Origin of the sequence: Anaerobiospirillum sp. NML120449, from assembly GCF_023051105.1 — a bacterium.
Taxonomy (GTDB): Bacteria; Pseudomonadota; Gammaproteobacteria; order Enterobacterales; family Succinivibrionaceae; genus Anaerobiospirillum.
This window is the reverse complement of the sequence record NZ_JALKIL010000002.1, coordinates 1-13,049: the sequence shown is the minus strand read 5'-3', so window position 1 is coordinate 13,049 and position 13,049 is coordinate 1. Positions and strand designations below refer to the sequence as shown.

The window sequence follows — 13,049 nt, the reverse complement described above, 5'->3', positions numbered from 1 at the left end:
GCGCTTTTCAACATCTATAAAGATATGACTAAGACCATAGAGCGCCCCCCGGTGTTGAGTCACTCAACATATTTGCAGTAAACCCCGTCCCGCCCTGTCTTACCCTCCCACCATACTTCGATCACCTGGCTCCACCCGGCAGGCATCGTCCTCAGGCGCCACCGCCGTGCACAGCTCCCAGTACTGACACACCAGGCAGTGCAGCCCAGCCAGCCCCAGTCCCATTAAGCCTCTGTCCCATTAAGCCCAGGTCAAAATCAGCCCCATTCCAGGGCTGACGGCGCTCAGAGCTGTCTGACAGTTGCCTGGCGTCAGGCAGCTCTGGCAGTGCAGCTGCGACAGTCAGGATGGCTGACTGTGAGTGCTGCTGTGGCGGAGCATAATTATGATGATTTTGCTGTGACTTACTTCAAAATTCATGAGAACACTCACAAAATCACGTGGTCATGGCCTTAAATTGCGTATTTTCAGTTAAAAGCTGATAAATTGTCGGATGCGGTTGTATGAGCAGCTGTTGCTGCGATTACAGTCGCCAGCTGTCAGAAAGATTTTCCTGATAAGGGTACATTGACTTATCATAGTTCCCCAGGTCATGGAAAGGCGTGGAAATCAAAGTATTCTTAACAAAAGAATGCTTTATGCTAGAATAATCCACTATTTGCAGACCGGAGCGAAATCCGGGTGTTTTGAGGTAAAAAATCGTGGATTTCATTTCCGAGTTCATCAACGAGTTTCCTGGATTCTTTCAGCGCCACTACTTTATGGTAGGCGCATGGGCAGTTGTCTTAGTTTTGCTGATTGCAGTTCAGTTCAAGCTGTTAACTGCACGTATTCCAAAGGCCACCTCAAATCATGCTGTAACCCTGGTCAACAGACAGGATGGTGTCTTCCTGGACATCCGCAGCGCCGAAGCCTTTAACAATGGCCATATTGCCAACGCATTACACGTAACTGCTGCCGACATCAAGGCCGGTAAGATTGCCCGTATTGAGAGCATGCGTGAACGTCCGGTAATCATCGTAGGCAAGGACAAGTTTGACAGTGAATGCTTCAACAGTGGTCGCTTCCTGAAGAAGCAGGGCTTTACTAAAGTATTTATTCTTGAGGGTGGAGTCATGGACTGGACTGCTGCCAACCTGCCTCTGTCCAAGAAGAAATAATCTAACGAATTCCAAAAAGACCAAATTTAAGGACACAAGCAATGTCAGAGAATGCAAATGAGCAGGCACAAGCCGCTGCCACTCGTCCTCTTTTCGATTTAATCCGTGTATATGCCAAGGACTCTTCCTTAGAGACCCCACACAGCCCTGTTGTTTTCCAGAGCCAGTGGAAGCCTGAGCTGCAGGTCAAGTTCGATACCAAGACCACCAAGATCGCTGATGATCAGTTCGAGGTTGCCTTACGTATCACCGTTACCTGCAACAACGAAGGCAAGACCGCTTTTATCTGTGAGGTAACTCAGGCCGGTGTCTTCTTATTACGTAACATCCCTGGCGACGCAGGTGAGTTCTTATTAGGCGGCACCGCTCCTAATATCCTCTTCCCATATGCCCGTGAGTTCATCGCCAGCCTGGTATCACGTGCTACCTTCCCTCAGTTAAACCTCGCCCCAATCAACTTTGAGGCCCTGTTCCGTGCCCGCAAGGCCCAGCAGGATGCTCAGTCTGGCGAAGCTGCCAAGGAAGAAGGCGAGGACAAGTAATTTTCCTCTGACCATACCATCAGGTATGGTTCCTGGCACATGGTCTTTTCAGGACCTGACACAACGGCGCTCCAGGTATTTGCCTGAGCGTCGTTTTGCATTATGGGCCCCTCAAAGTGGCTGGTCCCAGCCCGCCCTCAGGGCCTTTCTTGCAGAGTGCATGGCCGCCTTGCATGCTGCCAGGGCGGTCATGCTGCTCTCAGTTGCCTTTTATCATGGGCAGAGGCCGCACCGTCAGTGCAGACCTGGCCGCATCTGCACCTTGCATCGCACCTGCTTATTGCACCGCACCTGACTCTTGCACCGCAGCTGCACCTTGCCCCGCAGCTGCCCATTGCACAGCATCTGCACCTTGCACCGCACCTGACTCTTGCACCGCAGCTGCCCATTGCACAGCATCTGCACCTTGCACCGCACCTGTCAATTGCACTGCATCTGACCCAGGCAGTGCTTTTGGAGCGGAGCGGCGCTGCTGAAATATGGGCGGCTGTCAGAGGCCTTATTGTGCTATTTTTTGTCGAATGATCTTTTTGGAGCGCCCGGCAGGGCGGCAATTGACTTATACTAACCGGGCTGTGCGTACCTCTGCAGGAGTATGAATCCTGGAGGGCGTATACCAGGGTAAACCTGGCAGAATTTTCAGCCGCTGAAGTTACGGCCCTGTGGGCTTACTCAGGGCAATTTGGATTTTTCCGATATCAAACTGGAATCTATTAATGAGCAAGATCACTGTTAGTTCAGAAGCCCAGGCATATTTACTCAGCATCATTGAGAAGCAGAAGATCGATGGCCTTGCCATTCGTCTTACTGTTAACAATCCTGGTACTCCTGGTGTTGAGAGCGGTATCCTGTACTGTCCAAAAGAGTACATCACCACTAACGACCTTCACTTCAAGATGGAGGGTTTTGAGGTGGTAATGGACAGTGACATTGCTGATTTCCTCGATGAAACCGTGATTGAGCTGTCCAAGGATGATTCAGGTGAGGATCTGCTGACCCTGCACGCTCCAAACCTCAAGCGCAAGCTGCTGGGCGACGATGCTTCCTTAAAGGATCAGGTAGCCTACTACATTGAGCGCTTTGTCAGCCCTTCACTGGCAGGCCATGGCGGTGCTGTAAAGCTTGTCGAGCTTACCGATGACGGTATTGCCCGCGTTGAGTTCTCCGGCGGCTGCAACGGCTGCTCCCTCGTTGGTGCCACCCTGCACGACGGTATTGAAAAGCAGCTCAAGGTTGCCTTCCCTGGCCAGATTAACGGCGTAGAAGACGCTACCGACCACACCAAGACCGAAGAGAGCTTTGCTTAAGTTCTGACTTCGTTTCTGGTCAGTTATCTGACTGGACACCGTACCGGTTTCAGGCATGGAGCCGACGATGCGGTCCTTGCTGCAGCCGCATCATGCTGCATTTAAGAAAAAGGGCATGTCACTTGTGACATGCCCTTTTTCTATTGCTGCTGTCTGCAGCCACTATTCGGTGGTGATCTGGCGGCTTAGCAGATCATAGGCGGCCTGAGGGCCTGGTTTGTGATTAATAAGCACCTCATAGAGCTCAAAACAGATAGGCATTTCAACCTGGAGTCTGCGGGCCAGATCTGCAACTACGCTGACCATGTGACAGCCCTCTACTACCTGTCCTATTTCTCTGAGGGCCTCATCTATTTTCATGCCTTTGCCCAGCATATAGCCCAGACGGCGGTTACGGGACTGATTGTCAGTACAGGTAAGCATGAGATCGCCCAGTCCCGACAGGCCCATAAAGCCCCGTTCGCTGGCACCCAGAGCCGTACCCAGACGAATTATTTCAGCAAGGCCACGGGAAATAAGAGCGGTACGGGCATTGGCACCAAAGCCCAGACCATCGGACATGCCTGCACCAATAGCAATTACATTCTTTACGGCGCCGCCCAGCTGCAGCGCGGTCAGATCATGGCTCTTGTATACACGGAAGGTCTTGGTATGCATGAGCTGACACAGCTCGGTGACGAAGTTTTCATCATTGCCGGCACAGGCTATGGCGGTAGGCATGCCTGAGGCCAGCTCTTTGGCAAAGGTAGGGCCGGACAGTGAGGCAATAGGCAGGACAGGGTAATCAGGTGAGGTCATATGTTTCATGATGACCTTGGAGAGCAGCTCTCCTGAGCTGTCCAGGCCCTTGGTGGCCCATGCAAGGCGCTGATGGGGCTGCCAGAAAGGTTTGATTGCCAGAAGGGTATCGACAAAGGCACTGGATGGCACGACCAGCAGAACATCGCGGGCAAAGCTCAGTGCTTCCTGCAGTGAGGCTGTGACATGCAGACTTTCAGGAAAGGTAATGCCAGGAAGATAGCGCTCATTCTGGCGTGACTGCTCCATGTGACTGGCCTTTTGCCCGTCACGGGCATGCAGCATGACCGGAAATCCTTTGGAAGCGACAGCCATGGCAAGGGCGGTTCCGTAGGATCCCGCGCCAATGACGGTCAGTGCTTGCGATAGGTGCATAAAATGCCTCTTGATTTGTTTGAAGTTACCGTAGCTGTAAGACCGGCCGGCAGCACCGCCGCTGCCCCATCCCCATGAGCCAGAACAGTACGGCTTATGGCAGCGGCCACAGGGCCTTGATGCCATGATGCCATGTGGCTATGCCTGCCATGAGGCCATCAGGCCATGCCTGCTACGTTGCTCATGCTGTCAGCAGCGCATTGCGGTGACAGTATTGCTCTTTGAGGGCAGTCATGCCCTTTAAGGGCTGCGATGCCTGCTGTGTCAGCCCAGATGCGGCTACGCTGTCCTGTGCTGCGGCACTGTGCCTGTACACAGGGCGCTGATCATGGTTCTCACATGCTCCGGTTGCAGCTGCGCCGCCTTTGGTGCTGCACTATTTTAGCGGCAAAGTTTACAAGTCCATACAAAAGGCCGCGCTTTTGTGCGCACCGTCCCGCATCTGAGGTCGTGCTGCCCCATAAAGGCACGGTCTTACTGACTGAGCGCCGCTGCATGATTCCTGTTGCTGTTGCAGTTGCGTATTTTTAGGCGCACTCAGGTGGAGCAGTCTGAGCATGCTGAGCAGGTGGTCCATGTTGAGCCGGGGGCTCAGGCGGGGTGGGTGGGTGGCGTGTTTTGCAGCGCTGAGTTCAGCAGGCAGGATTGTGGTGCGCAAAGAGTTATTTAGATGTATACATGATGGTTTGTGCGCATCAATATGAGGCTGTCCTGTATCCAGGTGGTATGACATCCAGGGGATATAAGGCGTCTGTCATACATGTGCAATTTTCATCAAGGACTGCCCGGCAGGTCTCTGAGCAGCTGTAGTTTATGGGGTAAGTTTCAGGTGGTGGGACGGGATGCCTGAGGGCTGAAATTGCGCTGTGGCGCGGTATTGGGTCGACTGTGAAGAGACGTGGTCGGGAGGCTGATGTCGGCAGCGCGATCCGGCTTTGGGTATGTATCTTGGTATTTGCCTGGACAAAATACGCAAACCCTGCACAGATTTGGGGTCTTTTATTTTTCAAATAAGATGATCAAGTTCTATCAATTAAGGATTTTTTTAGGCTAAAATAGCTTTGGTTCAAAAGTATTGTTAGAAATGGCTTCTAACACTCATTCGTGGAGAAAAAAATGAGCTTAATTGAAAGTTTAGCCAAGTACGGTATCACCGGTGCTACCGAGATTGTCCACAACCCATCTCACGAGACTCTGTTTGCTGAGGAGACCAAGGACTCCTTACAGGGCTTTGAGAAGGGTGTTGTCACCGAGATGGGTGCAGTCAACGTAATGACTGGTATCTACACTGGCCGCTCTCCAAAGGATAAGTTCATTGTAAAGAACGAGGCCTCCAAGGAAATCTGGTGGACCTCTGACGAGTTCAAGAATGACAACAAGCCTGTAACTGAAGAAGCCTGGGCCCAGTTAAAGTCCCTGGCTGGCAAGGAGCTCTCCAACAAGCGTTTATTCGTTGTTGATCTCTTCTGCGGCGCCAACGAGAACACCCGTCTGAAGATCCGTTTCGTTATGGAAGTAGCTTGGCAGGCTCACTTTGTTACCAACATGTTCATCCGTCCTACCGAGGAAGAGTTAAAGAACTTCGAGCCTGACTTCGTTGTTCTGAACGCCTCCAAGACTAAGGTTGAGAACTACAAGGAGCTGGGCCTCAACTCCGAGACCGCCGTTGTATTCAACCTTGCTGAGAAGATGCAGGTCATCATCAACACCTGGTACGGTGGTGAGATGAAGAAGGGCATGTTCTCCATGATGAACTTCTACCTCCCATTAAAGGGCATTGCTGCCATGCACTGCTCCGCCAACACCGATCTCGAAGGCCAGAACACTGCCATCTTCTTCGGTCTGTCCGGCACTGGTAAGACCACCCTGTCCACCGATCCTAAGCGTCTGTTAATCGGCGACGACGAGCACGGCTGGGATGACGACGGCGTATTCAACTTCGAAGGCGGCTGCTATGCCAAGGTTATCAACCTCTCCAAGGAGAATGAGCCTGACATCTGGGGTGCCATCAAGCGCAACGCCTTATTAGAGAACGTAACTGTTGATGCTTCCGGCAAGATTGACTTCAGCGACAAGTCCGTAACCGAGAACACCCGTGTTTCTTACCCAATCTACCACATCAACAACATCGTTAAGCCAGTTTCCAAGGCTCCAGCTGCCAAGCGTGTAATCTTCTTATCCGCTGACGCTTTCGGTGTATTACCACCAGTATCCATCCTCTCCAAGGAGCAGACCAAGTACTACTTCCTCTCCGGCTTCACCGCCAAGTTAGCTGGTACTGAGCGTGGTATTACCGAGCCTACCCCAACCTTCTCCTCCTGCTTCGGTGCTGCTTTCTTAACCTTACCTCCAACCAAGTACGCTGAAGTTCTGGTTAAGAGAATGGAAGCTTCCGGCGCTAAGGCTTACCTCGTTAACACCGGCTGGAACGGCAGTGGCAAGCGTATCTCCATTAAGGATACCCGTGGCATCATCGACGCCATCCTCGACGGCTCTATCGATACCGCTTCTACCGCTACCATTCCTTACTTCAACTTCACCGTACCTACCGAGCTCAAGGGTGTTGATACCAAGATTCTGGATCCACGTAACACCTACGCTGATGCCTCTGAGTGGGAAGTTAAGGCCAAGGATCTGGCTGAGCGCTTCCAGAAGAACTTCAAGAAGTTCGAGAGCCTCGGTGGCGACCTGGTTAAGGCCGGCCCACAGCTCTAATCTGCTTTCAGCTTAGTCAGGGGCTGCAACCTCTGATACTTTGAAAGTTAAGATAAAAAAAGCCCGGGAGACTTTGTTTCCCGGGCTTTTTTTATCTCTGATTTCCGCGCACAGACACCTGCAGGCTTCCAGGGGCCCGTCCAGCCTCCACCGCAACCTCTTTCACTAGCTGTCGGGTACGTACTAAATTTATGTGGGGTGTATATATTTCTGCAAAACCCTATAATTAAGCCATTCCTGATGACAGTAGACTTTCTGCTGAAAGAGCCTTCATTGCGATCTGATTGCGACACCATACTTCTACCGGTTTTTATTAAGGAAGTATGTTTCAGAGGGGCAAAAAGAGCTCAAAAACAGCAAATTATAAGTGCATGCACAAGAAAACAGTAAATTTAAGCGATAAAGCCCCTACCACATTCAAGTGGCTTTTTATACAATGGGCTGACTTTTTACTATAGATAAGCTTAGCGTTAGCTAAGATAATCGTATCGACCCATACCTATATATTAGGTGTGGGTTTTTTTTCGTCTTATCTCGCTTACCTATAGTGTTAGCTGGGGTCTGGCTCTTGCTCAAGGACTGAACGGTTAAGCATTGGTTCGCTCTCCCCAACAGGCTGTAATCCTTCAGTATGCTCTTGCACGGCACAAACACTGTAACGGCTTTCATGGCCGGGTCGCCCCGACTGTACGTTTTGAGTTGAGCGTGAGTCTGAGTTGCTTTCTGGACAGGCTGGCTTTGACTCATGGTCGGGGGCAGGGCAGGATTGCTTTCCTTTCTGGCTGTGGACTGGGCTGTGATCTGTGACTTCAGCGATTGCTTTATCTTGTTCCGTACTAACGGTTGAGGTGGATTCGGAGTCGGTCCGCACTTTGACTTCTGATGACTTTGAGAAACCATGCGAATCAGCAGAAGATAATCCGTTTCCCCTCATCTTCCGCTTATAAACATAAGGATTGAAGACATCAACATTGATATATTTGAGAATAAATGTTGACGGGTTAACAGGATCAGAAAGCTCACGTACAACTTTAATCATGAGGCCTGTTTCAGGATCCGGAACAATCTGAGTGCGTCTTCCTGGCATGAGCCACATCTCATCTCGTATATCAAAGTCTTCAAGCCCAGACAGTTCTCTGTAATCTGAATTAATCTGCTCAATCAGCTCCTCATCCTTGAAGATCTCCTGTCGAGCCTTAATGTACTCAAGCAGTACATACTCAATGAAGTGCTTAAGATCTACTCCAGCATAAATACAGTTCTGTTTAGCTGTAATGAGATTGGCAAAGGCCTGGCTGCCCCCCACTGTATTCATGTAGTGGAAGTGATTGTAGGAGACAACGAGACCTCTATGAGCTCTCTCAATAGCATTGGTGCTGAGCTCAACTTCTGGATTCTCCAAGAAGTTTTTCAGGTTATTCCTGTGGTTCATCCAGTAAACAACAGCATTTGAAAAATAGCTGCAATTGCACAACTCTTCTGACTGCCTGTAGCTTTTACCATCGCTGGTACGTACTGCAAGGCCGTGGACATCGGCAAGCTCTGTAATTATGCTGTCAGCCAGAAAGAATAAAATGCTTGAGGTATCCTGCCTCTGTTTGCTGAGCTTCTCCATAAACTCAGGGGCGCGGAACTTATTAACCTCATTGGCAGGAGTATCTGATATAAAGATTTTCTCCATTGAGAACAGCATACGAATCAGATGTACAAACATCAATATCAGTTTCTGAACTTCTGAAATGGTATTGTCATCAAAGGCCCGCTCAATAGCCATCAATATGCCTGTGTTTGTTTGTTCCTCGACTTCAAGAAGTGATTCATAAACAGCCATAAGACCACTGTCTTTCATGGCTCTTACGAATGCACGACGGGCGTGAGAGATGCATTGGCAGTGTGTTATTCCCAATGTCTTTGCAACCTTGCGGATGAACTTTTTGTAGCCAATGAATCCGTCAGTATGAAGTACGACTGCACTAAAACCAGCCGCATTCGCATTAAGCAGAGCAACGATATGCCGAAACTCTCTTGAGCCTGTATAGCATATGCATACATGACGCTCCTTAGAGGCTCTTCCATTCATAAGAGAAAAGTTGTATTTAACTCGGGCAGCGCCATCTTCAAGCAGTTTTGAAGTCACCTCATCCATCATGATCAGTTTAGAATCTCGAATGACTTTGAGGCTGGCATTAGAGCTGAGGGACATAATCATGCCTACAGCATTAATCAGGTTTACTACATGAGGTTGCGAGATATATGACTCGTTGCCCTGCTTTGAGTGTTGGTAAACAGCATTCTTGGAGGTGTTAAAGCCCACGAAGGAAGAAACAGCACTGCTTATAAGACCTACTGATACAGAGCTCTTGTACCATACAGTACTGAAGCTGCTGAAAAGCGTGTTTGCCATTAACTCTGCCCCTTGTCCTGACGCACCTGAAACCATGGTGCGAGCATGCCCGCTGAACAGAACTAATGGAGCTGAAGGCTGAACAACCGCTGATTCAAGCCTGCCATACTTGCAAATCTGTTTGTACTTTACCTTTAGAAGCTCATTGACAACTGACCCCAGGGCCTTTTTGTCATTATGATAGATTGCCTCATAAATGCGGTTGTAGAACTGCTCTCTGATCTGGACACTTTCTCTGCGCAGCTCCCGGACAGCCGTCAGACCAGCAAAGTTGTTTTCAACGAAATCTTTGCTGACATTTTGAGAGATTTCGCTTATTTTCTCATCAGATAAATCAAGCAGGCAGTCAAACTCAGGACCAGTTCTGCTTAACCTGAAAATGAATTTGCTTCCACTTATGTTGTTGGCGCTTAACGAGAGTCTTTCAGGATCAGAGGACTCATAATCGCAGTCTGGATTTACATAGCTGTACTCAGGAACCAGGACCAGTGACTTATGCTCAATACTGGATGCGTTTATTATCTTCACCCTGTGCAGTCCCTTTGAGTGAAGACTCTTGGGGGTGCCTGCTTCGTCAATGATTTGTACACCAGTACTGCTCAGCATAATGGCATATTCAATACCGTCGATTTTCTCGATGAGGTCGAAAGTCTTTTGCTCAGCAATTTCTCTGTGCATCTGCTCAGAATCATTGTTTAAGCTGTATACGTCACCATCAGGATCAGAGCCTGTCTTAAAATCAAAAATGTCTTTTTGAGGACTATTATTCAAGATGTCCAGAATAGTCATGCCCTGTCTGCGACATGATGTAACATGCTCATAATGATTTCCCACCTCCTTGTTTTCGAATGAAAAGACCGTATTGTCCTGTTTTGGAAGAGTGGCCTCATCTTCCTGATCATTTGTGTCGAGCTGACTGGCAGCATCAGCGTCAGCTATGGCGCGAGCACGGTTTTTTGCAGCCTCTCCTTTAGAAACAGCACCCAACCCCTCAGCTCTGCTTCTTCTTTCGGATTGATTTTTGAACCTGACAATGTCTTTAATTCTGACAAGCAACTCTTCTGGGGATGCCTTGCCTTTTAACATCAGTTTGATTAGTTTGGATATTTCTTTACCGATTAATTTTAAGAAGCTGTTGCTGCTGAAAAGGTCTTCATAGAAGTTGATTGTCTTGTTTAGCAGCTCAATCTTACTGTGTTTGGCAGCTAACTCGTTGTTGAGCTCGATTTTGTCTTGTTTGAGCTCATAAACCTGGTTTGCAAGTTCATGGTTCATCCTGACAACCTTAAGATGCTGCTCAATAGGTACCTGTACAGGGGCGTCATGACGTGAGCCAGGGGATGGGGTAATATCAGACAATTAAATGATCTCCAAAAATAAAGGGAATCATAATCGCTATGATTCCCTTAATTCATCTCATAATGCAACTAAAAACGCTGTCTGTTGAATCTTTTTATTGTTCCTTCCTGAAGAAGAGCCTCAAGCTCATGCCTTTTTATGCTTGTTGGCATCAGCTCATGTCGCAGCATATACTGAAAACGCCCTCGCCTTAGAACCCGGCTGGAACAGGTAATGCCTGAATCGTCAACAGTCAGGATTTTACATATACGCTGCTTCAAATTAAATGTAACAACTGTTATGGGCTCCACACCATCCCAAAACAGGCCTAAAGAGTTACTGAACAGCAGATTCATCATACCCGGGATGCCAAGCCTTGCATTTACAGGTTTGTTGATGATTATGATTCTGGTATGTTTAGGAAGAAGCATTGCCGCCTCCTATCAGAAATCTACAAATTGAAAGGATTGACTCCTCAGGTTCTTTGCTTGTCGTATAGGAAATTTCAAAGTCCAGATACTTCAGATTGATCCTGTTTGCCCCCATATCTGGAAGCTCATACTCCTCATGCTGGTCCTCGTCATCATCCACAACACATATGCCATCAGTGGCTCTGGTGAAAGACTCAGCCTGCATTATTGATAGCTGTCTAAATGCGTGTCCTGATATGCCACACTCCCTTGCCGCCTCGCTTTGAGATCTTCCAGCAAGGAGGAGTTCACCAATCTTGCTGCGCAGCCTGGCAAGAGCCTCTTTTTCCATGCTGCAGAAAGCGTCTTCGCCAAGGTTCTTTATTGCCAGACTGCATACATATGACGGTGCAACGCCATACATGAACCCGATTTGGAAAGAGCTGAGTCCGGAGTTGATTACTGCTCCCATGAGGATATCCTCTGTAACCCCTTGTCGTTTACAAGAAGCTACTGGTGTTTCATTTTTAACACCCATATAAGTCTCCTGCTTGTTAATAAACATGCAGAAATCTTAAAGAAATCAGGTCCAGCATCACACCCCACATAAATTTAGTACGTACGCTGTCGGCTGCTGGCCCTTTGCCCTGGCTGCCGCCGGCAGCTGCCAAATGCAGCCGCCTGTGCCATTCAGGCCCTGGATCCAGGCTAATAATCAAGACAAGCCACACGACGTTGTGCATACCCGGCACAGGCATGCTTGCAAGAGCCATCTGTTGATGATGCTGCAGTCGCACGGCGCGCCGCACAGATGCGCTGCCGGCCTTTATAAAGATGCAGATGGGAGCACTGGGTCAATGGCGTGTGAACGGCGGCGCACAGGCAGGCTGGCACCTGAATGATTGTGCACAGGCAGGCCTGCATCTACATGGCTAAGTACAGGCAGGCCTGCATCTGAATGCAGATAGCGGGAATGATGCTGGTGGGGATGGCAATGACAGGATGGGGGCTTATAATGCAAGGGGCAGCTTATAACTGTAAAGCTGCGCCAGTATCCAGGTAAGCCGGAGATCTCAACCATGGCTAAAAAGCCTTACATCACTGCTCAGGGATATGAGCTTCTCAAGAAAGAACTTGACTATCTGTGGCTGGAAAAGCGCCCGGATGTAACTGCCAAAGTATCATGGGCAGCAAGTCTTGGTGACCGCTCTGAGAATGCTGATTATCAGTACAACAAGCGTCTGCTGGCTCAGATCGATCGCCGCATTCGCTATCTACGCCGTGTGCTCAATGATATTCAGGTGGTCGAGTTCAATATCCAGCAGGAAGGCAGGGTCTTTTTTGGAGCCTATGTTGAAATTGAAGCTGATGATGACGAATCGATCATGCAGATCCGCATTGTAGGTGGTGAGGAGATCTTTGGCCGCAGCAACTACATTTCGGTAGATGCTCCTATGGCAAAGGCCCTGCTGGGCAAGTCTGAGGGGGATGATGCCGTGGTGCATACCCCTAAGGGCAATCGCACCTGGTATGTCAACAAAATCAGCTACAAGTGCCCTCAGTGGTTTACCGAACAGCCTCCAGTGATTAACGATCATGACACCATGGACGATGAGGATGATGCTGCCGGGGCAGAGGAGCTCAGCCCCGAGGATCTCAAGAAGCTTGAGCAAAGCTATATGAGTACCCTGGTCAAATAGCACACTGACACAGCCGTCCCGTATGACGCGGTCGCCTGCATGGGCCGCATGCCCCAGTGCGCAGGGCGTGTCCTGCATTGGCGTCGCGAGACTGTCTGTCAGACGAGGGGCCTGCACGGCAGTCATGCAACTGCCTGTCAGGATACGTGTCCGCCGCAGGAGGCATGCGAGCACCTGTCAGGATACGTGTCCGCCGCAGGAGGCATGCGAGCACCTGTCAGGATACGTGTCCGCCGCAGGAGGCATGCGAGCACCTGTCAGGATACGTGTCCGCCGCAGGAGGCATGCGAGCACCTGTCA

General features: G+C 49.6%; 9 protein-coding genes and 1 pseudogene. 5 read left to right on the top strand and 5 right to left on the bottom strand.

The genetic code is table 11. From position 1 onward, the window contains the following. Positions 1-701: 701 nt before the first annotated feature. From MXE41_RS00830 to MXE41_RS00820, 3 genes are all read left to right on the top strand, one after another. On the top strand, positions 702-1,160 hold the full coding sequence (locus MXE41_RS00830) for a rhodanese-like domain-containing protein (protein WP_247099037.1): 459 nt from the start codon (positions 702-704) through the stop codon (positions 1,158-1,160). Between the two features lie 41 nt (positions 1,161-1,201). After that, entirely contained in the window at positions 1,202-1,702 is a 501-nt protein-coding gene (gene secB, locus MXE41_RS00825) for a protein-export chaperone SecB (RefSeq protein ID WP_246976943.1), read from the top strand. A gap of 716 nt (positions 1,703-2,418) precedes the next feature. Beyond that, positions 2,419-3,009, top strand: a complete 591-nt coding sequence (locus MXE41_RS00820; protein WP_246976941.1) for a NifU family protein — start codon at positions 2,419-2,421, stop codon at positions 3,007-3,009. Positions 3,010-3,171: 162 nt separating this feature from the next. Here MXE41_RS00820 and MXE41_RS00815 read toward each other — a convergent pair whose 3' ends face one another. Continuing rightward, positions 3,172-4,182 carry an NAD(P)H-dependent glycerol-3-phosphate dehydrogenase gene (locus MXE41_RS00815; RefSeq protein WP_247099036.1) on the bottom strand — a complete coding sequence of 337 codons (1,011 nt, stop codon included), beginning with the start codon at positions 4,180-4,182 and terminating at the stop codon, positions 3,172-3,174. A 1,116-nt stretch (positions 4,183-5,298) separates the two neighbouring features. Here MXE41_RS00815 and pckA point away from each other — a divergent pair. Next, positions 5,299-6,897 carry a phosphoenolpyruvate carboxykinase (ATP) gene (pckA, locus tag MXE41_RS00810; RefSeq protein WP_246976937.1) on the top strand — a complete coding sequence of 533 codons (1,599 nt, stop codon included), beginning with the start codon at positions 5,299-5,301 and terminating at the stop codon, positions 6,895-6,897. 550 nt (positions 6,898-7,447) lie between these two features. Here the strand turns inward: pckA and MXE41_RS00805 are convergent. The 4 genes from MXE41_RS00805 to MXE41_RS00790 all read right to left on the bottom strand — a co-directional run bounded on the left by MXE41_RS00805 (position 7,448) and on the right by MXE41_RS00790 (position 11,822). Then, a complete protein-coding gene (locus MXE41_RS00805) occupies positions 7,448-10,576 on the bottom strand; it encodes an IS66 family transposase (RefSeq protein WP_247099035.1) in 3,129 nt (1,042 codons plus the stop codon). Between the two features lie 152 nt (positions 10,577-10,728). After that, the gene (gene tnpB, locus MXE41_RS00800; protein ID WP_246977157.1) at positions 10,729-11,070 is read right to left on the bottom strand and encodes an IS66 family insertion sequence element accessory protein TnpB; all 342 of its coding nucleotides are present in this window, start codon (positions 11,068-11,070) and stop codon (positions 10,729-10,731) included. Beyond that, positions 11,057-11,587, bottom strand: a complete 531-nt coding sequence (locus MXE41_RS00795) for a hypothetical protein (RefSeq protein WP_246977156.1) — start codon at positions 11,585-11,587, stop codon at positions 11,057-11,059. Before MXE41_RS00795 ends, tnpB begins: the two co-directional genes overlap by 14 nt. A 16-nt stretch (positions 11,588-11,603) precedes the next feature. Further along, positions 11,604-11,822, bottom strand: a complete 219-nt coding sequence (locus MXE41_RS00790) for a hypothetical protein (RefSeq protein ID WP_247099034.1) — start codon at positions 11,820-11,822, stop codon at positions 11,604-11,606. Between the two features lie 306 nt (positions 11,823-12,128). On the opposite strand from MXE41_RS00790, the pseudogene greB reads away from it, so the two are divergent. Next, a pseudogene (gene greB / locus MXE41_RS00785) lies at positions 12,129-12,611 on the top strand (transcription elongation factor GreB); the annotation flags it as partial. Positions 12,612-13,049 lie beyond the last annotated feature (438 nt).